This window comes from Marinobacter sp., assembly GCF_039977835.1.
Classification (GTDB): Bacteria; Pseudomonadota; Gammaproteobacteria; order Pseudomonadales; family Oleiphilaceae; genus Marinobacter.
This window is the reverse complement of record NZ_JBDWCL010000037.1, coordinates 79,963-106,030: the sequence shown is the minus strand read 5'-3', so window position 1 is coordinate 106,030 and position 26,068 is coordinate 79,963. Positions and strand designations below refer to the sequence as shown.

The following is a 26,068-nucleotide window of genomic DNA, read 5'->3' as shown; positions in this document are numbered from 1 at the left end:
GCTTTATCCAAACTCATAATGAGAAGCTGGCGAAGCCATTCCGCTGGCACAAGAGCGCAGAATCGATTATGACTTCAGTGGCGCGAGCAAAGCTGAGTGTCATTGATAATAAATAAATGGATTACCCAGACGGGACACTAGTCAATCAGGATTATCAGAATAATGTTCGAATATTCAGTTTTGGGTCAGAGGTGTTCCATCACTCTCAATGAGCATCGGTTACTGTCCGCATTGCCTTTGGAAAGGTTACGGTATTTGCCTTCTGACCTTACTAGTTGGAAATCCACGTGAACGGGATTAGCGAGCTGAGGACGGAGTTTCGTCGCCGACACAATATGACTACGCCACCCTTCAAGCGTTTGCGTCAATGGAAACCGTCGGCATCGTTACAGAAGATAATATTGAGCTTTCTCATTGGCTCGGCGTGGCGGACCGCAGGATTCTACGATTAGTTCTAGAGTTAAAGTCGGTTCTATTGGATATCGAAGCTTGGCGAACGATGATTCTTGAGCCCTACAAACGGCTTGGCCCCGGTGTCTACATGGTAGGGGCTTTCATCGGACATGACAGAATTGTTGGCGTCGTGGAAGGACGACAGCCAATGGTCAGGGTTTTTTCGTCTAAACCGGACGCGCTGGGCCGGTCCTTCGGCCAAGACACTGAATAGATCTAATTCCGAAACTCTGACACCTGGCGCTCTAGGTTCGCGTACATTGCCAGAAGATCATCCTCGTTGAGCGTTCCTCTGGTGGTTGCCTTAGCCTTATGTTTTTCCAGCTGGCTACGTTGTTCGGCGTAAACATGATGGAGGACGCTGGCTTGATAGTCGCAGCCCTCGTGATTGTTCAGTTGTTTTCGAAGCGATTTGAACTGATCAGGACTGGGAACCTGTTCGAGCTTTTTAGCTATGTCTTTGGGTCGGATATTGAACACTTCTCCCCAATGTTTTACGGCATGCTCCCAGGCCTGAGATAGAGATGCCCGCTCATCTATGTAGAATTTGTTAGCAGCTCCTCGTTTGTTTACGGAGAAATAGCAGGTTTCCTGTGCAGCACTTTTCCCGCTTCCGATGCCAAGCGTGATGCCCTGGAAGCCAACACCGCGACAGGGGAGGGTTGAGGGATGGTCTTTTCCAATGAAATCCAGATATTGAAGTGCTGCGGAGCGGGCCATGTAACGGGCCTCATAGTACTTGGCCCTGGTCTCTTGATACTGGTACCAGAGTTCTTGAGTAATTCTGTTGTTCGGCCTCTTAAGAGAGAAATACTTCTGATAGCGTTTGCCTCGGATGGTGGCAACAACTCGCCAACCGTGGAAGCCAGAGGTCAGCTCCCCTTTTTCATAAAAGCTAATAGCCATGGATAGTCGATCTTTCCCGTCCAAATCACGTTAAAGATAGTACGCAGCCAAGCAGGCGTCGCCTGCTCTACTCTGAGGCCTACGTCAGCTTGCTGCAATCGAAAATGGTCAATAAACTTCTCAGCCTCTTTGGGCTGCAAACTGGAAACACCGACCTTCGGTCAATCGTTGTCGCTTCCTAGGAGTGAAGCATCGTCCATGGAGTGTAAGGCTGCGAGGGACCATACGTGTGCAGCCTTCCGTAAGTTTACACTTGAGAGAGCCTTTACACATCATGGTTTGCGCTTTAAGAATCCTCCCCCTCTTCGTTTTTGTGGTAGCAGGTCTTATCAGTGCTCCGGCTCATGCTTCCAATATAAAAAGTCGAGCAGCGGCCTTTGCCATCCACCGCAAGGAAGTTGGTATGAGCGAATCAAGAAATATCAACCCTACGACTCTGTTGATGCCTGCCTGGATTCAGGCGGTAAACTTCCGGATGGTGTCTCTTTGGCCTCGGTTCAACAGGTCCAAGAGCAGAAAGGCAAGTTACAAAGCTACGAACGGTCTGCGTTCGGGCAAGGTTGGGAAGACGCCGATGGAGATTGTCAAGACAGCCGTACTGAGGCATTGATTGCACAATCCACGACCAAGGTCCGGCTTGCAGATGAACGTCGTTGCAGAGTGGTTTCGGGCCGCTGAATCAGTCCGTTCACAGGCAAAGTCATCCAGAACAGCAGTGAGATCGACATCGAGCATGTGGTCCCGCTGAATGGTTGCCACCGTCAGGCCAGTGCGGTTGTGTGGCAAATCGTACTTGTTTGACTGCGTTGGTTCTTGCTAAGGGTAGAGTTGTCAGAGTTTTTCAGGCGCGATAACCCACTCGTTAACTTTCGTGAATTCAAAATTCAATCGTGACCTTTAATCCACCCCGTGGGCGATTTGAAAAGACGATCTTCCCACCATACCGGCTAACAATGTCTTGAACGATTGCAAGGCCGAGCCCGTGGCCCGGAGTCTGTTCGTCCAGCCTTAATCCTCGTTGACCAAGCTTGCTCAATTCAGCTTCCTCAACGCCGGGACCATCGTCTGTCACGACAATTCGTTTTGAGGGGCCGCATTGTTCCAATATTAGCTCCACCTCTCTATGTGACCACTTCCCCGCATTGTCCAGCACGATCCCCAGTATTTCAGATAGGTCGTATTCTACAATTGGCCAACGGCTATTCTCTGGGAGAGAACTTGATAACTCAAATGATTTTGCCGGGTATAGTCTTCCCATCATCCACAGAAGGTCCCGTGCTTTTTCTACTGGATAGCAGCTTTTTCCTACCTGCGGCCCAGCAAACCGGCTGCGGCGCATTTCAGCTTCAAGTTGTTTGTCAATATCCCCGAGACGCGCAGCTATTTGCTGCCTTAACTCGCTATCTAGCGGCGTAGAAGTGTCGCTGAGAATTTGTTGGACAGACGCAATCGGAGTTTTAACGCTGTGGGATAGGTTTGCCAGCGCATTCCTCGAGCGCTCCAATCGTTGATCAAGTGAGTCAAGCAGCTGGTTCAACTGTTCGACGAGAGGGTGGAACTCCTCGGGGACAGTCATATCTATACGCGAGACGCTCCCATCCTGGAGTCTTTTCAGTGACGCCTTGAGTCGTGTGACAGAATGCATGGACAAATTGACGCCGAGCCAGATTGCACAAACCAATAGCGAGATAAGTAAAAGAGATGCGATTGCCGTCCATGCATGTAGCTCTGCCTGGCTATTCTTCAATGCGCCGAGGTCTTCTGCAACGATAACAACAAACGGTTTTTCGTTTGCGATGAAGGAACTCCGATATGCCAATATGTCCGTTGGGGCCCCTGCTATTTCAGAATTTTCGACCCGAATCGTGCCCTCTTTTTCCGATTTGATGAGCGGCGATAGTAGCGGTTTCCATGATTCTGGCGAAATGATGGTCCTGGAATCGGAGTGTTGAACAAAAGCATGGTGGAATACGCGCTGAAAGTAATCGCCCGTCTTGAGTCCGTCGAAGGCTCCGTCACTGTCCCGAATCTGATGCTCTAAAAACGAAACCTCCTCTTTCAGCCTGTCCGTGACAAATTCACGGGACATTCTTTCGAGCAGAGCACCATGTGCAAACCAGGCTATTGCCATCAAGGCAACACCTGCGGGCAGCAGTATTACAAGCAGGGTGCCTTTTACAGAGGCAGGTTTCTTAAACGTTGTCATTGAACATATAGCCTTGGCCACGTCGGGTTGAGATTGTGGAATTTCCCACCAGTTTTCGCAGCCTCCGAATATATGCCTCGATAACGTTCGCGCTTGGGCTATCTTCGAGACTGTAAAGCTGCTCTAGCAGTTGGTCTTTTGAAAAGACATGGCCCGGCTTACTCATCAGGCAGCGCAGAAGACGAAACTCTGTGCCGGTAAGTGGATGTTCAGTTCCATCGTCCACCGACAAGCATTGACGATTTTCATCCAGCACAAAGCGGCCTGCCTTAACCAATGAATGTGTTCTCCCTTCGCTCCTGCGAACAATAGCATTCAGCCGTGCAATTAACTCTTCGGTCTGGAAAGGTTTTGCGAGGTAGTCGTCTGCCCCTGCCTTTAGTCCAGCCACTTTATCATGCCAGTCATCTCGCGCTGTCAGGATTAGTACGGGAAAGGCAATGTTCTTTGCGCGCCACTTTTTTAGAACATCTAAACCGTTGCCGTCGGGCAGCCCCAGATCCAAGATGCTGACCCGATAATCTTCCTGTTCACCCAGAGTCATTGCTTCTTTTGCCGTATACGCAGGGTCCACGCTGAACCCCGATTTTTCAAGTTGATGCAAAAGGCTGTTTGAGAGCATCTGATCGTCTTCAACCAGTAGTAAACGCATTTTTTTTCCTTTTTGCTGAGCGGCGACTGTGAATTCAACGTAATGTCTTTAGTAGTCCTGAATTCAGCCTAAATAAATTTTTTTGAATTTTCAGTAAGAATTCAGGTTGGTAAGCGATCTTATGTAACGATTCTGGACATTGATCAAGTGTCCTGAAAATACAATTAATTGTTGCTGAACGATTTCACAGGAGAAGATGGTATGAATGTATCAAAGTTGTTGGTAGCGGGTGTGGCCTTTTCAATGTCAGCGGGTGCTTTTGCAGCAGGAGCCCACGGTGGCGGGCACGGGGCTAGCAGCGGAGAGCCCGGCAAGGCCTCCGAGGTTGCTCGCACCATCACCGTGGAAATGTACGACAACTACTATGAGCCGGAAGAAATAACTGTGAAGCCTGGTGAAACCGTGAGATTTGTGGTGGAGAATAAGGGCAGTCTTGTCCATGAGTTCAACATTGGCACCCCCGCCATGCACGAGAGCCATCAAAAAGAAATGATGATGATGGTTGAGCATGGCGTGATTCAGGGCGGCAAGCTGAACCACGACATGATGAACATGGATATGGGCAATGGTCATTCCATGAAACACGACGATCCCAACAGCGTCTTACTGGAACCCGGGCAGAGCAAGGAAGTTGTCTGGAAGTTCTCTGATAAAGGCAATATCGAATTTGCCTGTAACGTGCCGGGCCATTACCAGTCAGGAATGTACGGTGACGTAAATTTCGAATAATACAGTGTGCTGAGCGCCGCACGATTGCAAGGGCTGGTGAAGGCTTTCCAGCCTAGCTCCAATGAAGTGCAGTTGGGAATAAAACAGATGAAGATACGCCTTTTGACAGGGCTTTTGACCCTGCTGATGCCGGCCATGGTCATGGCCGGTGAATACGGCCTGACGGTTGACCGGGTTAAAATTGATACCGGCGATTTCGTGAAAGAAGGTATCGGCTACAATGGTGCATCTCCGGGACCGGTGATGCGCTTCAAGGAAGGTGAAAATGTCAGGATCAACGTAACCAACAACCTGGACGAGATGACCTCGATCCACTGGCACGGACTGATCCTTCCCTTCGACCAGGATGGTGTGCCAGGTATCAGTTTTCCAGGTATCAAGCCGGGTGAAACATTCACCTATGAATTTCCTATCCAGCAAGCAGGCACCTATTGGTTCCACAGCCACTCTGGTTTTCAGGAGCCAGACGGAGCCTATGGCGCCATTGTCATTGAGCCCGAGGGCCGTGAACCGTTCCGCTACGATCGTGAATACGTGGTGCAGCTGACCGATAAACACCCCCATTCCGGTGACCGCATCATGCGCAACCTGAAAATGATGCCGGATTATTACAACCGTGAGCAGCAAACTGTGGGCGAGTTTTTCTCGGACGTGTCCGAAAACGGCCTGATGAGTACTGTCCGAGATCGGATGGCATGGGGCGATATGCGCATGATGAAAGCGGACGTTGAGGATCTGCAGGGCTTTACGGGCCTGATCAACGGTAAAGGACCGGACCAAAACTGGACCGGAATCTTTGAGCCCGGCGAACGCATCCGGCTGCGCTTCATCAACTCCTCGGCGATGACCTATTTTGACGTCCGGATCCCTGGCCTGGATATGACGGTCGTGCAGGCGGACGGCAACAACGTTCAGCCGGTTAACGTGGACGAATTCCGTATTGGTGTGGCGGAAACCTACGATGTGATTGTGCGCCCCAAAGATGAGCAGGCTTACACCATTTTCGCCGAATCCATGGGGCGTTCCGGTTATGCGAGGGCAACACTGGCCCCCGAAGAGGGTATGGAAGCGGCCGTGCCGCAACTGCGTGAAGCTGCCCGACTGACCATGGCGGATATGGGCGGTATGCCCGGTATGGACCATGGCAGCATGGCAGGCATGGATCATGGAAACATGGATATGGGCAGCTCAGAAGGTGTGTCCGGAATGGACCACTCAAACATGGGCAGCATGGACCATTCGAATATGAAAGGAATGGATCACTCCAACATGAAAGGAATGGATCACTCTGACATGTCCGGCATGGACCATGGTTCCATGGCGATGGGAAAAGGCGGTCCCAGCGATCCCTTCTATGCCAAGGGCAGTGGCCTTGTGCCGACGGCGGCCAATGGTGGCAAGTTCCTGTCCTATGCTGATCTGAAGGCTCAGGACCCGTTGTACGAAGACCGCGAACCGACTCGGGAGATCGAGCTTCGTTTGACCGGCAATATGGAGCGCTACACGTGGAGTATCAACGGTGTTAAATACGAAGACGCGGATCCCATTCGTCTCAAATATGGTGAACGGGTCCGTTTCAAGTTTGTGAACGAAACCATGATGACTCACCCCATGCACCTGCACGGTATGTGGTCCATCCTTGATGTTGGCGCAGGTCAGTGGAACCCGATCAAACACACCGTTAACGTGAACCCGGGCACTACGGTGTACATGGAAACCGAGGTTGACGAGCCAGGCCAATGGGCGTTCCATTGCCATCTTTCTTACCATGCGGCTGCCGGGATGTTCCGCAAGGTGATTGTTGAGGGTGGCCCTGAGTCCACGCAGGCCAAGACAGGCGTCGTTGCTGAAGATGGAGGTGAGGCATGAGCTGTATTCGATCACTTGCCGCAGTCAGTTTCCTTGCCTCTATTGGTTTCTCAACGACGGTGATAGCTCAGGAAATGATTTCCGATACCACCGCTCGTAAACAACCGCTCACAGCCTGGGGTGTTCAATTTGAGGAGTTTGAGTACCGATACAGCGATGATGATGAGGAACTGGGCGTCTGGGATGCGGATGCCTTCTATGGCACCGACGAGTTCAAAGTCCGGCTGCTCACAACCGGGGAATACGAGATAGAAGAACAGGCCTACGAAACACTGGAAAACCAGTTGGTCGGCCAGATCCCCATCTCCAAGTTCTTCGACGCCAAAGCGGGTGTTCGCTTCGACACCCCTGAAGGGCCGGATCGCACTTATGCCGTGCTGGGTGTCGCTGGGCTTGCCCCACAATGGTTTGAAGTCGATGCCAACCTGTATGCCAGCAAGGATGGTGATACGTCTGCCGAAATCGACGCGGAATACGAGCTGCTTTTCACCAATTACTGGATCCTGTCTGCAACCCTGGATGCGACGGTAGCATTCAGCGAGGATGAGGAAATTGGCGTGGGCAAAGGCTTGGTTTCCACCGAAACTGGGCTCCGGTTACGCTATGACCTGATCGATCGCGCATTCTCGCCTTACGTGGGCGTGGTGCATGAGCGCAAGTACGGTGATACCGCAGATCTCGCTAAAGCCGAAGGCGGTGGCACAGAAGACTGGTTCGCAGTCGTCGGTGCCCGCATCTCGTTCTGATCGGAATGAATAAGGAGCCAGGGGTTGCCCTGGCTCTATTTTATGATGTACGTCAATTTCATCGAAAACCTTCACTGATTTTCAGTCGCAGTTCAGGTCCGCATGTTGTCATTGAGGGGAAATGATGAGGCGAAGAGGGGCCCGCCATGACTAAAGCACATAAAACATCGAACCAGGAACAGTTCCTGCTGCGACGGAAACTTGTCGTGGAAGGTTTTGAAGAGAGTGAATGGTCTGACTTTATTCACGAACTCAATCATCACCCCTGTGTTGATTTTGCCGAACGCAAGCCAAATAATCTGTTAGACGTTACCTTCGATGGGACTCATTGGTCTACCGACGAGTTATTGGAGGTGATTGGAGCACATGGTGGCCGGTTGAAGGCGGGGTGGTGGGCTCAAAGGAAGCTGGCGTGGTATCGATTTACAGATGACAACGTTCGTGCCAATGCCAAGCATGATCCGTTTTGCTGTTCAAAGATCCCGCCCATGAAACGAAAATAACCGGAGGTTAAATGAGCAGGGAACAAGATAGAACCACTCGCTATAAGGAAGGCAGTCTCACACTCGCGGGAACCGTTATGCTCGGTACCGGAGTCATGATCGGCGCCGGTATCTTTGCACTTACCGGGCAGATGGCGCAGATGACCGGTGTTCTTTTCCCATTGGCGTTTCTGGCGGCTGCGGTGATCGTCAGCTTCAGCTCTTATTCCTATATCAAGATTTCTGATGCCTACCCCTCAGCCGGGGGCATTGGCATGTACCTTCACAAGGCTTACGGAAACCGGCTGCCGACGGCGTTTAACGCCCTGCTGATGTATTTCTCGATGGTGATCGCCCAGAGCTTTCTTGCGCGCACCTTTGGTTCCTACACCATGCAGCTGTTCGGTGGCGATGAAAGCGGTCGCATGGTGCCCATTCTCGGCGTGTCCCTGATCCTGGCAGCGTTTCTGATCAACCTGCTCGGTAACCGAATGATTCAGGGGGTGGCCTCCTTCATAGGCATCCTGAAGATCGGAGGCATACTGATTTTCGGGGTCGTGGGTGTTTGGGTTGCAGATAGTCTGTCAGTCGACTTTTCAGGCACGGGCGAAGCCGGAGCAACGGGTAATTTCCTGGGTGCAACGGCACTTGGAATACTGGCCTTCAAGGGCTTTACTACGATCACTAACAGCGGCTCTGAAGTCATAGATCCCAAGCGGAATGTAGGGCGGGCCATCATTATTTCCATCGCGGCCTGCGTGGTGATTTATACTTTGGTTGGTTTTGCTGTGGCCAGTAACCTGTCGCTGGCTGAAATCATCGAAACGCAGGATTACTCGCTTGCTGCCGCCGCGCGCCCGGCTCTGGGAGAGTACGCGGTCTGGTTCACCGTTGCCATTGCCATGATGGCCACCGCCGGCGGTATTCTGGCCAGTATTTTTGCGGTCTCACGTATGCTTGCGATGTTAACCGAAATGAAACTGGTTCCCCATCGTCATTTCGGTATGCCGGGCAGTATCCAAAAGCACACGTTGGTGTACACCGTGGTCCTGGGGCTGGTTCTGACGGCTTTCTTTGATCTCTCCCGGATTGCAGCATTAGGTATCGTATTCTATTTGGTAATGGATATTGCCATTCACTGGGGAGTCCTTCGTTATTTGCGCCACGATGTGAAGGCAAAGGCGTGGGTGCCAGCGGTTGCCATCCTCCTGGATTTGCTCGTACTCGGAGGGTTTGTTTGGGTCAAACTGAACTCTGACCCGTTTGTGATTGGCGTTGCGGTTGGCACGATGGTTGTTATTGCGGCAGCAGAGCAGTTTTTTCTGAAAAGGTTCCAGGAAACCGGACATTCGGGACATGATGAATCTCATGCCCATGATCACCACTAATCAGTAGTCAACCGGGAGGGCAGCACCGTGATGGAAGGTGATATGTTTGGCAACACAATGTGGGCAGGTCACTGGCTCTGGATGCTGGTGATTGGCATTGTGGTAGTGATACCGGCCTGGCGTATTTGCCAGCGCACGGGATATCCGGGGTGGATGGGGGTCTTGATACTTATCCCCATCGTCAATCTGGTTTTGCTCTACTTCATCGCTTTTAGTGACTGGCCAGTTGAGCGGAGTGGAAAATAAGTGGACTGTTGTAATGCAATTGATACATTGAGCTTTCTTCACAATCCTACGATACGACTTAAGGCTGTTGTTCGTGTGATCACAATAATTGAAAGAAACTGGGAGATAACCAGATGAAAGCAATAAATTTTAAACTGTTCGTATTTTTGACTTTTTTGCAAGCGCCATTTTTGCACGCTGAAGAAGTTCTTTCTGGCGAAGATGTCGCAGATGTTGTCGTCGGAAACACGGTGCAAATGGAATTCCGAGATGCTCAGGACAATTTTCGCACTCGAACTTTTCATGAGTACTATGATCCTGATGGTTCGATCTATGGAATGACCAAATATCGCGAACAGCAGGGAAACCTTACCCACTATATCGGAAGATGGGAGGTCAAAGACGGTAAATTTTGCACATCTGTCTATGGTCGCGACTATTCCTGTAACAAGATAAAGCCTTTGTCTGGAAATGATTTCGAATTGCTCAATGAGGGAGGCAAGATAAGGAACGTCAAGGTATATGAAGGGAAGCATCATGGACTGGAGTAAGGATATCTGCGGGTGAGTTTTTAGCCTCTGTTTGCTCGGGAAGTACGGTTCGCCCATGCGGAACCAAGAAGCGAGTTAAGGGCATATTGATCTTGTCTCTGGAGAACGCTATCGGAGTGCAGACTCCGTTGCGCGACTTGAGGATTGGATGATGAGTATTTTGGAGCAGTACGGTCTGCTGCTTGCCTTGGTGCTTGGCATCGCAGCTACGGTTTTGGCCCTGTTTGGGATTGCCCGTGCCATGGGCCCGACGCGTCGGGAGCCGGGCAAGGACGTGCCAGCGAGTTCCGGAGTGTTGTCACGGGACCCGGTCTGGGGCCGCTATCACGCACGGTACTACGGCTACGCGCTGCTCTTTCTGGCCTTCGACATGGAAATGGCATTTATGTACCCCTGGGCAGTTGTATACAGGGAAGTAGGGCTGGTTGCTTTGTATGACATGGGGGTGTTCCTTGCCATTCTCTTTCTTGGTTTGCTCTACGGCTGGAGTCAGGGGGCATTGAGGCGGCAATGACTTCTGACCCGACAATGACCATTACGGGCGCGCGCCAGCGGCAGGAGCGGTTCACGGTACTTCAGAAGTGGGTTTCCCGGGCCCTCGCGGGCAACCTGAGCTGCCTGATCGTCCCGGGGCCTGAAGTGGCACTGTCCCATGGCCTGGATGTGACAGCGGCAGGTATGCGCATCACCGCGACACCTCGCGATGCGAGCATGCTCCTGATTATCGGCGAGCTTTCAGAGAAAATGAACGAGGCCGTGGCGGTGCTCTATGCGCAGATGCCGAGGCCGCGAGCCATTGTCAATTTGGGCGGACAGACGCCGTCAACGCTACCGGACCCTGATTTTTCCGCGGGTGTTTCGCAAGCCGGCCTGATCGACGCGGTTGACTGGTTGAAGCGCGCGCTGGCCAAGGGCGCATTCTCAGACTCCCCCGAGGATTTCGACGCCCCTGTTCTGCACGCCAGGATAGAGTATGTCTGCCCCATGCACCCGGAAGTTGTCCAGAACGAGCCGGGTAGTTGCCCCAAGTGTGGCATGGACCTGGTCGCCCGGGAGGCAGGGGAGCCGGCCCCCGAGCATGACCATGGGCACGATCATCGCGAGCACCGGCACCATGAGCACGAACACCAGCATCATGAGCACGAACACCAGCATCATGATCATGCGCAGCAGCACGAACACCATGAACACGAACACCATCATGGTCACTGCCATGACCATCATGATTCGCATGAGCACGATCATGAGCAGCACGAGGGTCATCAGCACTCGCACGAAAACCATCATGATCACGGACACAAGCACGAGCACGGTGAGTCCGACGGCGACGCGGAGGAGAAAGGTTCTGGGCATGATCACAGTGGCCACCATCACAGTGGGCACGGTCATGATAGCCACGAACATGGCGGCCATGATCATGTAGGTCACGGTCATAGTGGTCATGATCATAGTGGTCATGATCATGGTGGTCATGATCATAGTGGTCATGATCATGGTGGTCATGATCATGGTGGTCATGATCATGGTGGGCATGACCACGGCGCCTCGGGATTCATGTCCATGATTGAAGTGACCAAGGACCTGCCTCGTAGCGCCGACGGGTTGGCGATGGACTGGATGGAGGTGCCGTTCGGTCCGGTTTTCCCCGGTCTGCCTGGTGGGCTCAAGTTGACGCTGACTCTTGACGGTGACGGCGTAACAGAAGGACAGGCCACATCCTTGGTGGGCATGATCAATGAGAGTGAAGAAGGCAAGGAGATCGGCGCCGAGACCTTTATCGAGCGCCTGGCGTCGGCCATGCCACTGGCCAGCGTGAGCTACCGACTGCTGGCCTGCCTGGCAATCGAGCGGGCGGCTGGTCTGGAGAACGATTCGGCAACCGATCAGGCCCGGGCTGTGGCGCTTGAATGTGAGCGCATCGCCAGTCACCTGGGTTGGCTGGCGCAAACGGGGCGCCAGCTCGGCTTCGCCTGGTTGACGGATCGTGCCGCAACCCTGCAACTGGAGATCCGCCGCGCCAGTGGAAAACGGCTTTTGGAACTGACGCCCGCTCTGCATGCATTGGCGGCTCGTCTTGGGCGAACGCCTTTGCTCAAATCGCGATTGAAGGGGATCGGCATACTGCCATCGGGCACTGGGGGCCTGAGTGGCCCCGTGGCGCGCGCTGCTGACGACGCCGGAGATGCCTGGGCGCGCCTGTGGCAGCGCCTGGACGAAATCATCACGAGCCTCGACTACATCAAGGCAACCGGGGAGCCGGGGCTACCTGTTTTGCGAAACATCGGGCGTGGATCAGGCACCGGTGAGGCCACCGTGGAAACCCCGCGCGGCGAGGCTCAACTGAGCCTGATTCTGGAACACGGCCAGGTGAAATCCTACAGGTTGGACACCGCCTGCAGTCACCATATCGGCCTGGTCGCAAAGCTTGTCGAGGGCCGGGAACTGGGCGACGCACTGGTGGCGGTCGGATCACTTGACCTTTCGCCCTGGGAGGTGATCTCGTGAACTTCGTCATCGTGTTGGTTGCGTTGCTTGGTAGCGTCTGGCTGCTCGCCGTGGTCGAGGGCTGGACGACAACGGGCCGCCTGCGTCCGGCCGCGCCCCTACTCAGCGGCCTGGCGCACCTCGGTCGTGAATCCATTGTACCGCGCACGCCGGACCGGGTCTTTTTCGAGACGGCGCCGGTGCTACTGCTGATCGTCGCGGTGCTTGGCGCGGCGGTTCTGCCTCTGGCGCCGACCCTGGTGATCGCGGATCTGGCTACCGGTGCGCTGTTCATCAACGCGGCGCTTGCCTATGTGCTGGTGGCGCTGATCATGGCCGGCTGGGGCCCGAATGGCGCCTACGCCATGATCGGCGGCTGGCGATTCCTTGGCCAGCTCATCGCCTACGCCATGCTCATTGTCATGCCCATCACTGCGGTGGCGATGCGCGCCGAATCCCTGGTGACCACGGTGATCGTTGGCTCCCAAGACGGCTTGTGGAACATTGTCTATCAGCCGCTTGGTTTCGTGCTGTTTTTCATTGCCGCCATGGCGCTGGCGTTTCGTGCGCCTTTTGATCTGCCAACCGCACCCGGGGAACTGGGCGGGGGTGTGGACGCGGAATACACCGGCGTGCGCCTGGGAGTGTTGCGCCTGGCCAGGCTGACGCTGGTGATCACGCTGGCTTCTGCGACCACGGTGTTCTACCTCGGCGGCTGGCATGGGCCGCTGCTGCCTCCCTGGGCCTGGAGCCTGATCAAGACCCTGGCCGTGGCCGTGTCGATGCTCCTGGCCGGTCGCTATCTGCCGCGCATTCGCGAGGCGGATCTGATGCGGTGGTGCTGGACCCTGGGGATTCCCCTGGCACTGCTCAATATCATTGTTGTCGGTTTACTGGTTCTGGTGGTTCCATAATGTACGCTCAGGCTTTTTTTGTTGCCGTTTTCGGGCTGGCCGCCATCGGCTTCGGCGTGGTGGTGTTTCGCACATCGTCCATGGTGCGTTCCGCGCTGGCGCTGTTGTTTTCTCAGACTGCCGTCGGCTGCATGTTCCTGGCGATGCAGACCGAATTCCTGGGCGTGCTGCAGATCATGATGATGGCCACGGAGATGAGCATCATGGCGATTTTCATGGTGATGTTCATGATGGACCCGGGCGGGATGGGGGGCATGGATATGACCCACCAGAAGCGCTTTTCAATTGGCGCTGGCGTGGTCGCTGCCGGTGTTGCGATAGTGGTCGCGTTTTGGGCCGATTGGGGACCTGTAACGGCCGAGGCGCCGGATGCGGCGATGCAGACACGGGCGCTGGGCATCGAGTTGCTGGGACGTTCCATGCTGATCTTCGAAACCGCCGGCGTTACTATCCTGACCGCAATGATCGCGGCCACGGCGGTGGCGATACCGGTGCAAACGACGGCCAATAGTGCTGACAAGGAGGATACGGAATGACTCTCGTCCTGATCGTGGCGCTTGTAACCGGTGCAATCCTGTTCGGTATTGGTGTTTATGGCGCGTTGTCCCAGACCAATCTGGTTATGATCATGATGGGGGTGGAGCTGATTCTTGCGGGCGCGTTGGTGAACCTGGTCGCCTTCTGGCGTTTTCTGCACCCCGAAAGCTACTCCGGCCAGATGTTCGTGCTGGTGGTGATGACCGTCATGGCGGTCGAAATGGCGGTTGGCTTCGGTGTCGCGATTGCGCGTTTCCGGGCCAAGGGCTCGGTTGAAATGGAAGAAGCCGGGGACCTGAAAGGATGAGTGCAGTGCTTCTACCGATAATGCCACCGCTGATCGCGGCCATGGCGTTGCTGGTCCTGCGCCGGGGCTCCACGGCGCTGGTTCTCGGCGGGGCGACGTTGAGTCTGGGCGGTAGTCTATGGTTACTGACCCGGGTCGCCGGCGGGCAGGCCGAAACCCTGCTTCTGCCGGGGCTGCCAGACATGCCGCTTCGAATGGTTGCCGGACCTCTGGAAGCGCTGTTGACGGTGGCGGTGGCCACCGTAGGCACGTTCGTGCTGATTTATGCAGTTGGTTATATGAAGCGGGAGTCCGGCCTGTGCCGCTTCTACGCCGTAATGTCCCTGTTCCTGGCTGCCATGCAGGCGCTGGTGCTGTCCGGCGACTGGGTTCTGTTGCTGGCGGCCTGGGAATTGATCGGTTTGTGCAGTTACCTGCTGATTGGCTTCTGGTTCCAGCGACCCGAGGCCGCGGATGCCGCCGGTCGCGCTTTCCTCTACACTCGTAGCGCCGATCTGGGTTTGTACGTGGCGGTATTTATGCTGATTGGGTCGGCCGGTACCGGCGAGATTGCCGCCTCCCTGGAGGCCGGCGGCAGTGCCTCGACCGCCGCGGGGCTTTTGTTGCTACTGGCCGCCATGGGTAAGTCGGCCCAGGTCCCCTTGCAGGACTGGCTTATGCGTGCCATGGCGGGGCCGACACCGGTCTCGGCGCTGCTGCACTCGGCCACGCTGGTGGCGGCGGGTGCCATCCTGCTGATCCGTTCGGCCCCGCTGCTGACACCCGAGGTGTTGCTCGTCGTCGGACTTGTCGGCGGCGTTACCACGGTGGCAGCCGGGGTTATTGCACTTGCCGAGCGTGATCTCAAACGCCTGCTCGCGGCTTCCACTGCCAGTCAATATGGCTTGATGCTGGTTGCGGTTGGAGCCGGCGTTCCGCTGGCGGCTCTCATGCATTTGCTCGCCCATGCAGCCATCAAGAGCACCCTGTTTCTTGCCGCCGGCGACTTCCAGCATGCTCGCGGGGGTACCGGGTTCGATCAGTTGGAGGGGGTTGGTCGTGACAGACCCTGGACTTTTGCCGGCTTTGCGCTGGCAGCGCTGGCACTGGCCGGTATCCCGCCACTGAGTGGGTTCTTCTCCAAGGATGCGGTAATCGCCGCCGCCCTGTCTGCGCAGGGTGCCGCCTGGCTCGGCCCCCTGGCGCTGGCCGGTACCCTGCTGACCGGCGGCTATATGGCCCGGGCCTTGTGCCTGCTGTGGCGAGGCTCCGGCGAAACCCGACCGGTTGCCGGTAGTGCCTGGATGCGCGTGGGCATTTGGGGGTTGGCGGTCCCTGCCACGATTCTCGGCCTGGCCTTCGGCCCCATCGAGGCCGTTCTTGATCTGCCCGCCGTCACCGCAGGCACATTGGCCGTGCTCCTCGGGCTTCTTGCTGCCGCGTGTGGCCTCGGCCTGGGCTGGCTCGTGCCGGCTCCCCGCCTGCTAGGTCCGGTCTATCCGTGGGCGCGACGCGGACTTTCCGTTGGCGGTGGGCTTACGGTCTGGGTCGGTAGGCCAGCAATGGCTGTAGCCCGAGGATGTGAGCGTTTGGAAGGGCGTCTGTATGAAGCTGTGCTTTCTCTTGGGCGCGCCGGTCTCTTCCTTGCCTCTGCGGGCGAGCGAGCGGAGCGGGGCTTGTTCAAGATTGTGCTTTGCGTGGGCAGAGTGAGCCTGAGGGTCGCGACCTACGTGCGGTTTGGAGATGAACGCCGTATCGACGGCCTGATTTTCGCCCTGGTGGCGGCTGTGCGTGCACTGGGTGCACGAGCCCGAAACCTCCAAAGCGGCCTCATCCACCACAGCCTGGCGATCAGTGCGGTCGCAATCGCCGTCACATTGGCTGTTCTGCTTTTTGCTTCATCGACGAGCTTTTAGAGGAAACCCATATTCATGTTACCACTTGTCTCGCTCACCCTGTTTTTGCCGCTGGTCGGCGCGGTGCTGATTCTGTGTCTTCCGAAGCCCGCAACGCGTACGGTACACGTCATAGCGATTATTACCGCCGCCCTTACACTGATCGGTGCTCTGTCCATGTGGTTTCAGGGTGCGAGCGGTGCAGGCTTTTCCCAGGTCGAAGAGCTGCAATGGATACCGGCCATCGGTGCCGCCTACCGGGTTGGAGTTGATGGGATCAGTCTGCCTTTGGTGCTGTTGAGCGCTGTTCTTTTCCTGGTTGCTGTGATCTATACGTCGTCGCTTCGTGAACGTCCGCGCGCCTATATTGCTCTGGTACTTCTTCTGGAAACTGCGTCTATCGGTACCTTTACAGCCCTCGACGGTATCCTGTTCTACGTCTTCTTCGAGGTTTCCCTTGTCTCCATGTATTTCATGATCGCCGGGTGGGGCCACGAAGACAGGCAACGGGCAGCGTTGATGTTTTTTATATACACCTTGCTGGGAAGTCTGCCGCTTCTGCTTGCTATCCTCGGGCTTTATCTGGGCAGCCCCGAACCGACCTTCGACATGCGAGCCTGGATTGAGAATCCCCCCCTGGAGGGCGCGGCGGCCATGTGGGCATTGATCGCTATGCTGATCACCTTTGCGGTAAAGATCCCCGCGGTGCCCCTGCATACCTGGTTGCCCGCCGCACACGTGCAGGCGCCGACCGTCGGCAGCGTCATCCTCGCCGGCGTCATGCTGAAATTCGGCACTTACGGGCTGGTTCGATTTGCTCTGCAAATGACCCCCGATGCGTTCCGTGAAGCGGGCGTTGTTGTTCTTGTTCTCGGTGTTGTCAGCGCGCTCTACGGGGCTTTTGCCGCTCTGGCCCAGAGTGATCTGAAACGCTTGGTCGCCTATACGTCGGTTAACCACATGGGGTATGTCATTGTCGGTGTGGCCGTGGCGGCAATAACTCTGGATCCCTCGGTGCGAACTGTTGCTTTGGATGGTGCGGTATTGCAGATGTTCAGCCATGGACTGGTTACCGGTGCCTTGTTCTTGCTGGTGGGCATGATCCAGGACCGTGCCCACACCCGTGAAATGGGCGAATTGGGTGGGTTGCTCAAGACGGTCCCAATGCTCGGCTGGACCTTTGTGTTGGCGGCCTTTGCATCGCTGGGCTTGCCCGGGCTGGCGCACTTTCCGGCCGAGTTTCAGATATTTCTTGCCACTTTAAGCGCTTCGCCTGCCGCGGTGGTTGTGATTTTGGGTATTGCCATTATTGCCGGTACGTTTCTCAAAGCACTGCGGGAAACCTTTCTGGGCGAGCCCCGGCAGCGCTGGCAGTCCATGCCTGATTTGAGCGCTCGTGAGTGGCTTGCTGTGGGGCCATTGCTGGTGCTCACTGTCGGCACTGGCGTGGCACCCTCCTGGGTGCTGGGTATCATCCACCGCACTACATCGGCGCTGGCACTGTGATGGCTCGTGATCTTGCACTGTTGATTCCTGAAATTGCCGTACTGTTGACGGCTGTCGGTGCGCTGATCGCGGAAATGCTGCGTAGGCCGCAAATTGCGCTGCTGGTCGCAGTTAGCGGTCTGATCGTTGCCACGGGTCTGACCGTCAGTCTGATTGGTGAGGACACAACGGTGTTTGGTGGCAGTTTCCGGGTTGACGACCTCAGTGTGTGGGCCAAACTCATTCTGCTGCCGGCCACCATCCTCGCCATATTTTTGGCGAGAGTGGATGTGAGAGGCACCGTGCGAGAGGGCACGGTTTACAGCCTGCTTTGCTTTGCCACCATCGGCGCGCTCGTTCTGGCAGGCGCGGGTGATACGATGTTCCTTGTATTGGGTACATTATTAACTGGCCTGGCCACCTTTGCCTTGGTTGCCTACCCGGATACCGACCCTGCCACAGAGGCCGCCATGAAGTTTTTCGTGTTCGCCTCGGTCACAGGTGCGATCATGATTTTCGGCCTGAGTTACTGGTTCGGCGCTGCGGGATCCACGTTACTCGCGGATCTTCCTGGTATGGATACCATGCCAATGGCGGTTCTTCTTGGGTTCGTGGCGGTGGTTGTCGGTCTGGGTTACAAAGCCTCGCTGGTTCCATTCCATTTCTGGGCGCCAGATGCCTATGAGGGTGGGCCACTGTCAATAGCGGCCTACCTGTCAGTGGTGCCCAAGATCGGTGCTCTGTTCGCACTCGCTCAGGTGGTTCGCGATCTACCCCCGGAAAGTGGTTGGACCGCCATCATCGCCGGTCTGGCTGTTCTGACCATGACCTATGGTTATCTGGCCGCGCTGGTGCAGGATAACGTCGTTCGGCTGCTGGCCTATTCGTCGATTGCCCAATCCGGCTATTTCCTTCTGGGTATCCTGGCAGTCGGCGCCAGTGAACTTGCTCTGCCATCCATTATACTGTTTGCTGCCGCCTATGCGGCCATGAATCTGGGCGCTTTCGCCGTTGCCGCCAATATCGGACGGACTCTGAACGATTTTGACGGATTGGGGCGCGCCCAACCGCTTATTGGCATCGCAATGGTGGTCTTTCTGCTATCGCTGGTCGGGATTCCGCCACTTGCCGGCTTCGTTGGGAAGTTCCTGCTGTTCGCCGCCGCCATTGATGTCCAATTCACCTGGCTGGCGGTGGTTGCAATTGCCAACAGTGTACTTTCACTGGCGGTATATCTGCGCATTGTCGTGCCCATGTACCAGCAGGCGGCGACGGAATTCGCGCCGGTGGGCAAAGCTCTTGGCACGGTGGTAGTGACAACCTTTGCTGCCACGCTGATCCTCGGTCTGGCGGCCCAGTTCTTTCTCTTGGGACTGGTAGCGTGGTCGTCGTCCTAACCCGGATTTCTCATAGGTCCCCAGCAAGTCTCGCAGACTGTGCGGGTTACCGCCATTACCGCTCATTGGCGGCCGTGACTGATCAATAATCGATCAATTCCTGTTGTCCGGACACACGGCCCCCTTTCCCCCATTGAGTCGGGCCGGGGGAGCCCGGGCTTCTATCCCGGAACCAGTTGACGCACCAGGTCAGAGAGTTCGTCTTTGTAAGGATAGGCATCGCTCATCAACACCCGTATGCGCCGAGTGTTGCGAATGATGACCGCGCCCACCTTGATCAGCTTCAGCCGCAGGTTACTGGCGCTCATTCTCTCGAAGGGCGTCTTCTTCAAGTGGGCCCGTAATCGCTCGAACAGCGTGTAGGCAAAGCCCGACAGGAGCACCCGCCACTGATTGGTCCACCACCGCGTGCTGGAGGTGCGATCTGCGAACAGACACAACTGCTGATCCTTGATCCGGTTTTCCATGTCACCCCGGGCACAGTATTGCTCGTAGTAGAGTTTAACGCCGTCGTCGTAACGGGAACTGATAATGAACCTGGGGTTGGCACCCAGTTCGCCTTCCTCCAGACGCGCGATCACCCAGCGGGGGTGTTTCCAGGTTCGGGCCTGGTACTGGAACCGGTAGGTGGCGGAGACTTTTTCACCCAGTTCGTTGTGAGCCTTGCGAACCAGCATCGAGGGTACGTCTACCTCCTTGAGCAGCCGGCTGTTCTTGCTGATGCCGACCAGATAGTCCACGTTGTTCCGGTCGCACCAGCTCAGCAATCGGGGACGGTAAAAGCCGCTGTCACCCCGGAACACGATGCGGGTATCCGGCCAGTACTGCCGGATGAACTTCACCAGCAGGGCCAGAATGGCCCAGCTATGGCGGCTGTCGCTTCGATTGCTGGTGCGCAGGTAGCTCACCAACAGGTGACGGCCGCAGAACACGTACAGCGGGAAGTAACAATGGTGATCGTAGTAGGCGTTAAAGAACTTGCCGGGCTGGTCGCCATGCACCGGAACGTCGGTGCCATCGAAGTCCAGCACGATTTCCTTGGGTGGGGCGTCGTGCTGCTCAATGAAGTGATGCCACAGCAGTTCGTGGGCCTTGACCACGGCCTGCCGGTCCACGCGCTGCTCCATTCGGCACAGTGTTGATTTGCCCGCTAGAATGGCCGCTTCGCCAGTCGCGGTCTGAAGTGCCTGGTCAGCGCGTAACGTTTCGTGATCGTTCAGATCTTCGTATCCGGCGGCTACGCCAAAGACCCGTTGCCGGATCATGGTTTGAAGCTTGTGGCGAACCAGTACCGGATTACGGGCATCGTCCAGCACCGTAGCCAGGCGCTGAGTGAGCTGGTGTTGGTTGTCGACTTCGCGAAGCAAAAGCAGGCCGGCATCGGAGGTGATATGACCACCGGAGAAATCGGCTTCAATTTGACGGCGAGACAGTGGCGAGAAGGTCAGTTTTTCAGGTACCATTTTGGATAGCGGCTGTTGGTGCTTGGTGAACGGTGTAAGGTCCTGAAACTATAGCACTTTCAGCCGCTTTCTTTTATCCCATCATGAGAAATCCGGGCTAATTCCTCCCCTGGCGATGTTGGCAATCGTGCTGGCAATGGTTACTGCACGAAGGCCTCAATCGGTGCGATGAAGCCATATTAGTAGACAACACAGTCTGTGCGGTACCTGCTTTCAAAGCAGCGCCAGTATGAAGCCTTCAGATACCTTGCTCTACTCGATTATGCCCGCGGAGTTGCTGTTTCCTGCAGGTCTTGATTTATGGCAGTGAGTAGTGCGCTCTGCTGACTGAGGCCGGCTGGAAACAGTCTTGTGAATTTGATCGGGATCAAAAATTGAGAACGATTGCTCTGCTGATTCAGTTCCGTTTCAGGCTGGGCGGATAGGGTGATGATTCAGAACAGGAGGGGGTATGTCGGACACGGTCAATGAGTTGCTGGTCAACTACTGGGCAACCGGTTTTTTTGTGATCGCTGCCCTCGGCTTATGTGCCTTCATGGCAGGCGTTTCCAGCCTGCTTGGCGGGCGCAGCCATGGCGTCAGCAAAACCATCCCGTTTGAGTCCGGTATTGTCGGTGTCGGTGACGCCCGCCAGCGGTTTTCCGTCAAGTTTTATCTGGTCGCGATGCTCTTTGTGATCTTCGATATTGAGGCGGTGTTTCTGTTTGCCTGGGCGGTTGTGATTCCGGAAACGGGCTGGAGCGGGTTCTGGGGCGCGGCGGTTTTTATCCTGATACTGCTTGCCGGCCTGCTCTACGACAGTCGCTCCGGGGCGTTGGAGTGGGCCCCCGAGGGTTCTCAGGGACACGGGGAGGGCTAATCGTTCGGTTCCAGGGTGTATTTAGTCCCCGATGATTGTCGTCCGGACCTTGATCACTGTCAGCAAACCTTTATATGGAGACCAGCCATGCCTTACAGACTGACACGGGCCGAGGAAGAGCAGGAATCCAGTGACCGTTACCCGATGGGGCGCCGGCAGTCATCGGAGGAATACGTCAAAAGCCAGCTTGAACGCAACGTATTCACCGGCAAGCTGAGTGACGTCCTCAACTCGGCGGTGAACTGGGGGCGCAAGAACTCCTTGTGGCCCTATAACTTCGGTCTGTCCTGCTGCTACGTGGAAATGACTACCGCATTTACCTCGCCCCATGACATTGCGCGCTTCGGGTCGGAGGTGATCCGCGCCTCGCCGAGGCAGGCCGACTTTATGGTGATAGCGGGTACCTGTTTCATCAAAATGGCTCCGGTTATTCAGCAGCTCTACGATCAGATGCTGGAACCCAAGTGGGTCATTTCCATGGGCTCCTGCGCCAACTCTGGCGGTATGTACGACATCTATTCGGTGGTTCAGGGGGTTGACAAGTTCTTGCCCGTGGATGTCTATGTAGCGGGCTGTCCGCCGCGGCCCGAGGCCTTCCTGCAGGCACTTCAGTTGTTGCAGGACTCGATTCAGGAGGAGCGCCGGCCGCTGTCCTGGGTCGTGGGGGATCAAGGGGTTTACAAGGCCGAGATGGGGTCCCAGCGGGAGCAGAAACGGAGCCAGCGAATCGAGGCCACCGAACTGAGGACTCCGGACAAACTCTGAGCGCCGCCTCCCGATTTGCCCAACCTTGACAGGAGATGAGTCAGCATCATGAGCACAGACGCTCTCGACAGGCATGCACCGGCCCAGTCCGGCATTGACCGGGCCCTCGGGCTTCTGGACGGATTCCGGGAACACATCGAGCACGTTCAGCCTACCCTGACCGGGCTTCCGGTGCTGTGGGTGCGACGTGAGCGGATAGTGGAGATACTGCGCCACCTGAAGGCGCCGCCGGCGTCTTTTTCCATGCTTTACGATCTCTCTGCCGTGGACGAGCGGCTCCGTGCCCACCGTGACGGGCTACCAGCCGCGGATTTCACGGTCTTCTATCATCTGCTGTCGGTGGATCGTAATGAAGACCTGATCATCAAGGTGGCGCTGACCGGTGGCGACCCGAACCTGCCAAGCGTGACCCGGGTGTTTGCCAATGCCAACTGGTATGAGCGGGAAATCTGGGATCTGTTCGGCATTACCGCAACCGGCCATCCCCATCTGCAACGGCTGCTCATGCCGCCCACCTGGCATGGCCACCCGTTACGCAAGGACTATCCCGCGCGGGCCACGGAATTCGACCCCTACACCCTGACAGTGGAGGGGCAGCAGACGGAGCAGGAGGCGCTGAAATTCGAACCGGAAGCCTGGGGCATGCAGCGTGAGCGGGATGGCAGCGAGTTCATGTTCCTCAATCTGGGCCCCAATCATCCCTCTGCCCACGGTGCCTTCCGGATCGTGCTTCAACTGGACGGCGAGGAGATCATCGACTGCGTGCCGGATATTGGCTATCACCACCGGGGCGCGGAAAAAATGGCCGAGCGCCAGACCTGGCACAGCTTCATTCCCTATACCGACCGCATCGACTACACCGGCGGCGTAATGAACAACCTTCCCTATGTCCTTGCGGTTGAGAAACTGGCGGGTATCGAGGTGCCCGACCGGGTCAAGACGGTCCGGGTGATGATGGCGGAGATGTTCCGTATTAGCAGCCATTTGCTGTTCCTGGGGACCTACCTGCAGGATCTGGGCGCCATGTCGCCGGTGTTCTACAGCTTCACTGACCGCCAGCGGGCCTACAAGGTGATTGAGGGCATCACCGGTTTTCGCATGCATCCGGCCTGGTACCGGATCGGCGGCCTTGCCCAGGACCTGCCCGTGGGCTGGCAGCAACTGGTGCAGGAGTTCCTTGACTGGATGCCGCCGCGGCTGCGGGAATACGAGCTGGCCATGATGAAAAACGCCCTGGTGCGGGAGCGGACCCGGCATGTGGCTGCCTTCACCACCACCGAGGCCCTGGAATGGGGCGTGACCGGTCCCAACCTGCGGGCCACTGGCTGCAACTTCGATCTGCGCAAACAGCGGCCCTATTCCGGCTATGAGAACTTCGACTTCGAGGTGCCTCTGGGGCAGCACGGAGACGTTTTTGACCGGGGTCAGCTGCGTATTGAGGAAATGCGGCAGAGCCTGCGCATTATCCAGCAATGCGTCGATCACATGCCCGCGGGCGACTACAAGGCGGACCACCCGTTGACCACCCCGCCACCCAGGGAGCGGATGTTGCAGCACATCGAAACGCTGATCACGCACTTTCTGCAGGTGTCCTGGGGTCCGGTTCTGAAACCCGGCGAATCACTGCAAATGGTGGAGGCCACCAAAGGCATAAACAGTTATTACCTGACCAGCGACGGCAATAACATGAGCTACCGAACCCGCATCCGGACTCCGAGCTTTCCGCACCTGCAGCAGATACCGTCCTTGATGCGCGGAGGCTTCGTGCCGGACATGATCGCCCACCTGGGCAGTATCGATTTCGTAATGGCAGACGTGGATCGCTGATGATGGCAACAACCCCGCACACAACCGAACTGATCGGCAGTGACCGTTTTGAACTGCACCCGGACGACGAAGCCGCGATTCTCCGGGAAAAGGAACACTACGAGCAGCCCCAGGCCGCTTGTATCGAGGCGTTGAAAATCGTCCAGCGCCGCCATGGCTGGGTTCCCGACGGTGCCATCATAGCCGTTGGGCGGTTGCTGGGCCTGGGATTCGCCGCGGTGGACGGCGTGGCTACCTTTTACAGCCTGATTTTCCGTCAGCCGGTAGGGCGCCATGTGATCCTGGTCTGCGACAGCAGCTCCTGCTTCCTGACCGGGTATGAAACGCTGAAACAGGCCCTGGTGGAGAAGCTGGGAGTGGACTACGGCGCCACCACCGCCGATGGCCGCTTCACCCTGTTACCCGTGTGTTGTCTCGGCGCCTGTGACGGTGCCCCGGCGCTGATGATTGACGGCGAAACCTTCGGGCCGGTCACACCGGAGGATCTGTCCGACCTGCTGGAGGGCTACGAATGAGCGGATCCACCTCAGGTCAAGGCAACCCGCTGCGTTATCACAGCCGGATACGGCAATCCGGTACCGAGCGTCAACCCGAAACCCATCCGCTGACCTGGAGGCTGAGGGACGACGGCGAGGTGGTCTGGCTCGGCGAATATCTGGATAAGGATGGTTATCAGTCGGTCCGCCGGGCATTGGCCGAGAGCGACCCCCAGGGCATCATCACCGTGGTGAAAGACGCCAATGTGCGTGGCCGGGGCGGCGCCGGTTTTTCCGCTGGCGTCAAGTGGAGCCTGACGCTGCAGGGGGGTGACATGCCCCGGGGCTACCTGATCTGCAACGCGGATGAAATGGAACCGGGCACCTTCAAGGACCGGTTGCTGATGGAGCAGCAACCCCACCTGCTGATTGAGGGGATGATCCTCGGAGCCCGGGCCAACAACGCCCGGCAAGGCTACATTTTTCTGCGGGGTGAATACGTGGAGGCGGCCCGGGTGCTGAACCGGGCCATTGATGAGGCCCGCGAAGCCGGCTGGCTGGGGCCGGATATTGATGGCAGCGGGTTCGATTTCGACATCGCGGTGCATACCGGGGCGGGGCGCTACATCTGCGGCGAGGAAACGGCTCTGATCAATGCACTGGAGGGGAAGCGCGCCAATCCCCGGGCCAAGCCGCCGTTCCCCGGCCAGTCCGGAGCCTGGGGCAGGCCCACGGTAGTTAACAACGTCGAGACCCTGTGCAACATACCCGCCGTGATTCTCCATGGCGCTGACTGGTATCAGAACCTGTCCGGCAACCGTACCGGTGACGGCGGCACCAAGCTTTATGGCGTGTCGGGGCCGGTTGCGGAGCCGGGCCTCTGGGAGCTGCCCATGGGCGTCACCGGGGCCGAGCTGCTCGACCGGGCCGGGGGGCTGCGGCAAGGCCTCCGGCTCAAGACATGGTTGCCCGGCGGCACCAGCACCGGCTTCCTGTTGCCGGAGCATCTGGAGCTGCCCCTGGACTTTGACTCTATCGCCAATGTCGGCAGCCGGCTGGGCACCGGCCTGATGATGGCGGTCCCCGAGGACCGGGGCATGGTATCGCTGATGCGCAACCTGGAGGAGTTCTTCGCCCGGGAATCCTGCGGCTGGTGCACTCCGTGCCGTGATGGTCTGCCCTGGGTGGTAAAACTGCTCCGGGACCTGGAAAAGGGACAGGGGCAGGCCGGCGACATCGAATTGCTCGACAAGCTGGCGGCGGACTGTGGCCCGGGGCTGACATTCTGCGCCCTTGCCCCTGGCGCCGCCATGCCGCTGGAGACAGCGCTGCGGCACTTCCGGCAGGAGTTTGAGCAGGGCATTGGCAAGGTAAGCGGCGACACCCGGGGCGTTCCGGACCGGGTCGCAGCGGACGCGCCGGCAAACAACCGTTAGTTTCAACAGTCACTTTCAACAAACAGTGATCGTACTT

The 26,068-nt window shown here is 56.8% G+C and carries 26 protein-coding genes and 1 pseudogene; 22 read left to right on the top strand and 5 right to left on the bottom strand.

Features of this window, described 5'->3' with window-relative positions:
• Positions 1-367 precede the first annotated feature (367 nt).
• Positions 368-667 carry a hypothetical protein gene (locus ABJM11_RS10960; protein ID WP_008169415.1) on the top strand — a complete coding sequence of 100 codons (300 nt, stop codon included), beginning with the start codon at positions 368-370 and terminating at the stop codon, positions 665-667.
• A 2-nt stretch (positions 668-669) separates the two neighbouring features.
• On the opposite strand, the gene ABJM11_RS10955 is transcribed toward ABJM11_RS10960, so the two are convergent.
• The 3 genes from ABJM11_RS10955 to ABJM11_RS10945 all read right to left on the bottom strand — a co-directional run bounded on the left by ABJM11_RS10955 (position 670) and on the right by ABJM11_RS10945 (position 4,217).
• Positions 670-1,359, bottom strand: coding sequence for a hypothetical protein (locus tag ABJM11_RS10955; RefSeq protein WP_053113969.1), 690 nt, complete (start codon positions 1,357-1,359; stop codon positions 670-672).
• A gap of 877 nt (positions 1,360-2,236) precedes the next feature.
• A complete protein-coding gene (locus tag ABJM11_RS10950; protein ID WP_348292753.1) occupies positions 2,237-3,565 on the bottom strand; it encodes a sensor histidine kinase in 1,329 nt (442 codons plus the stop codon).
• Positions 3,552-4,217, bottom strand: a complete 666-nt coding sequence (locus tag ABJM11_RS10945; RefSeq protein WP_008169420.1) for a response regulator transcription factor — start codon at positions 4,215-4,217, stop codon at positions 3,552-3,554. The genes ABJM11_RS10950 and ABJM11_RS10945 overlap by 14 nt, the downstream gene beginning before the upstream one ends.
• Positions 4,218-4,418: 201 nt before the next feature.
• Between ABJM11_RS10945 and ABJM11_RS10940 the strand changes: the two genes are divergently transcribed.
• From ABJM11_RS10940 to ABJM11_RS22510, 9 genes and pseudogenes are all read left to right on the top strand, one after another.
• A complete protein-coding gene (locus ABJM11_RS10940; protein ID WP_092031103.1) occupies positions 4,419-4,946 on the top strand; it encodes a cupredoxin domain-containing protein in 528 nt (175 codons plus the stop codon).
• 87 nt (positions 4,947-5,033) lie between these two features.
• Positions 5,034-6,815 (top strand): copper resistance system multicopper oxidase, encoded by a 1,782-nt coding sequence (locus tag ABJM11_RS10935; RefSeq protein ID WP_348292752.1) that lies wholly within the window; start codon positions 5,034-5,036, stop codon positions 6,813-6,815.
• Entirely contained in the window at positions 6,812-7,561 is a 750-nt protein-coding gene (locus ABJM11_RS10930; RefSeq protein WP_008169426.1) for a copper resistance protein B, read from the top strand. Before ABJM11_RS10935 ends, ABJM11_RS10930 begins: the two co-directional genes overlap by 4 nt.
• Positions 7,562-7,707: 146 nt before the next feature.
• Positions 7,708-8,064 (top strand): hypothetical protein, encoded by a 357-nt coding sequence (locus ABJM11_RS10925; RefSeq protein WP_008169428.1) that lies wholly within the window; start codon positions 7,708-7,710, stop codon positions 8,062-8,064.
• An 11-nt stretch (positions 8,065-8,075) separates the two neighbouring features.
• Positions 8,076-9,431, top strand: a complete 1,356-nt coding sequence (locus ABJM11_RS10920) for an APC family permease (protein ID WP_348292750.1) — start codon at positions 8,076-8,078, stop codon at positions 9,429-9,431.
• Between the two features lie 27 nt (positions 9,432-9,458).
• Positions 9,459-9,677, top strand: coding sequence for a hypothetical protein (locus ABJM11_RS10915; RefSeq protein ID WP_099615972.1), 219 nt, complete (start codon positions 9,459-9,461; stop codon positions 9,675-9,677).
• Positions 9,678-9,790: 113 nt separating this feature from the next.
• Complete coding sequence (locus tag ABJM11_RS10910) at positions 9,791-10,207, top strand: hypothetical protein (protein WP_139043634.1); 417 nt, start codon at positions 9,791-9,793, stop codon at positions 10,205-10,207.
• A 151-nt stretch (positions 10,208-10,358) separates the two neighbouring features.
• Positions 10,359-10,721: an NADH-quinone oxidoreductase subunit A gene (locus ABJM11_RS10905; protein WP_008169436.1), complete on the top strand. Its 363-nt coding sequence runs from the start codon at positions 10,359-10,361 to the stop codon at positions 10,719-10,721.
• Positions 10,718-11,221: pseudogene (locus tag ABJM11_RS22510) on the top strand (hypothetical protein); the annotation flags it as partial. The gene ABJM11_RS10905 and the pseudogene ABJM11_RS22510, both read left to right, overlap by 4 nt.
• On the opposite strand, the gene ABJM11_RS10900 reads toward ABJM11_RS22510, so the two are convergent.
• Positions 11,129-11,740, bottom strand: coding sequence for a hypothetical protein (locus tag ABJM11_RS10900; RefSeq protein WP_348292747.1), 612 nt, complete (start codon positions 11,738-11,740; stop codon positions 11,129-11,131). The pseudogene ABJM11_RS22510 and the gene ABJM11_RS10900 sit on opposite strands and share 93 nt — an antisense overlap.
• Before the next feature lie 27 nt (positions 11,741-11,767).
• On the opposite strand from ABJM11_RS10900, the gene ABJM11_RS10895 reads away from it, so the two are divergent.
• From ABJM11_RS10895 to ABJM11_RS10865, 7 genes are read left to right on the top strand one after another with little or no spacing between them, the layout of a single operon-like run.
• A complete protein-coding gene (locus ABJM11_RS10895) occupies positions 11,768-12,712 on the top strand; it encodes a Ni Fe-hydrogenase III large subunit (protein ID WP_348292745.1) in 945 nt (314 codons plus the stop codon).
• Positions 12,709-13,605: a complex I subunit 1 family protein gene (locus ABJM11_RS10890; protein ID WP_153741174.1), complete on the top strand. Its 897-nt coding sequence runs from the start codon at positions 12,709-12,711 to the stop codon at positions 13,603-13,605. Before ABJM11_RS10895 ends, ABJM11_RS10890 begins: the two co-directional genes overlap by 4 nt.
• Positions 13,605-14,141, top strand: a complete 537-nt coding sequence (locus tag ABJM11_RS10885; RefSeq protein WP_053113952.1) for an NADH-quinone oxidoreductase subunit J — start codon at positions 13,605-13,607, stop codon at positions 14,139-14,141. The genes ABJM11_RS10890 and ABJM11_RS10885 overlap by 1 nt, the downstream gene beginning before the upstream one ends.
• Positions 14,138-14,449, top strand: coding sequence for an NADH-quinone oxidoreductase subunit NuoK (gene nuoK, locus ABJM11_RS10880; RefSeq protein WP_053113951.1), 312 nt, complete (start codon positions 14,138-14,140; stop codon positions 14,447-14,449). Before ABJM11_RS10885 ends, nuoK begins: the two co-directional genes overlap by 4 nt.
• Positions 14,446-16,344 (top strand): NADH-quinone oxidoreductase subunit L, encoded by a 1,899-nt coding sequence (locus ABJM11_RS10875; protein ID WP_199456071.1) that lies wholly within the window; start codon positions 14,446-14,448, stop codon positions 16,342-16,344. The genes nuoK and ABJM11_RS10875 overlap by 4 nt, the downstream gene beginning before the upstream one ends.
• Positions 16,345-16,359: 15 nt before the next feature.
• Complete coding sequence (locus ABJM11_RS10870; protein WP_248185538.1) at positions 16,360-17,829, top strand: NuoM family protein; 1,470 nt, start codon at positions 16,360-16,362, stop codon at positions 17,827-17,829.
• Entirely contained in the window at positions 17,829-19,205 is a 1,377-nt protein-coding gene (locus ABJM11_RS10865) for an NADH-quinone oxidoreductase subunit N (RefSeq protein ID WP_153741177.1), read from the top strand. The genes ABJM11_RS10870 and ABJM11_RS10865 overlap by 1 nt, the downstream gene beginning before the upstream one ends.
• Before the next feature lie 161 nt (positions 19,206-19,366).
• Here ABJM11_RS10865 and ABJM11_RS10860 read toward each other — a convergent pair whose 3' ends face one another.
• A complete protein-coding gene (locus ABJM11_RS10860) occupies positions 19,367-20,668 on the bottom strand; it encodes an IS1380 family transposase (protein ID WP_348461496.1) in 1,302 nt (433 codons plus the stop codon).
• A 451-nt stretch (positions 20,669-21,119) separates the two neighbouring features.
• Here ABJM11_RS10860 and ndhC point away from each other — a divergent pair, with 451 nt between their 5' ends.
• The 5 genes from ndhC (at position 21,120) to nuoF (ending at position 26,031) form a co-directional block, all read left to right on the top strand.
• Positions 21,120-21,527, top strand: a complete 408-nt coding sequence (gene ndhC / locus ABJM11_RS10855) for an NADH-quinone oxidoreductase subunit A (protein WP_008169454.1) — start codon at positions 21,120-21,122, stop codon at positions 21,525-21,527.
• An 87-nt stretch (positions 21,528-21,614) separates the two neighbouring features.
• Positions 21,615-22,292 carry an NADH-quinone oxidoreductase subunit B family protein gene (locus tag ABJM11_RS10850; RefSeq protein ID WP_008169455.1) on the top strand — a complete coding sequence of 226 codons (678 nt, stop codon included), beginning with the start codon at positions 21,615-21,617 and terminating at the stop codon, positions 22,290-22,292.
• Positions 22,293-22,340: 48 nt separating this feature from the next.
• Entirely contained in the window at positions 22,341-24,119 is a 1,779-nt protein-coding gene (nuoC, locus tag ABJM11_RS10845; RefSeq protein WP_008169457.1) for an NADH-quinone oxidoreductase subunit C/D, read from the top strand.
• Positions 24,119-24,634 (top strand): NADH-quinone oxidoreductase subunit NuoE, encoded by a 516-nt coding sequence (gene nuoE, locus ABJM11_RS10840; RefSeq protein WP_348292739.1) that lies wholly within the window; start codon positions 24,119-24,121, stop codon positions 24,632-24,634. The genes nuoC and nuoE overlap by 1 nt, the downstream gene beginning before the upstream one ends.
• Complete coding sequence (gene nuoF, locus ABJM11_RS10835) at positions 24,631-26,031, top strand: NADH-quinone oxidoreductase subunit NuoF (protein ID WP_303291899.1); 1,401 nt, start codon at positions 24,631-24,633, stop codon at positions 26,029-26,031. The genes nuoE and nuoF overlap by 4 nt, the downstream gene beginning before the upstream one ends.
• The last annotated feature ends 37 nt before the right edge of the window (positions 26,032-26,068 follow it).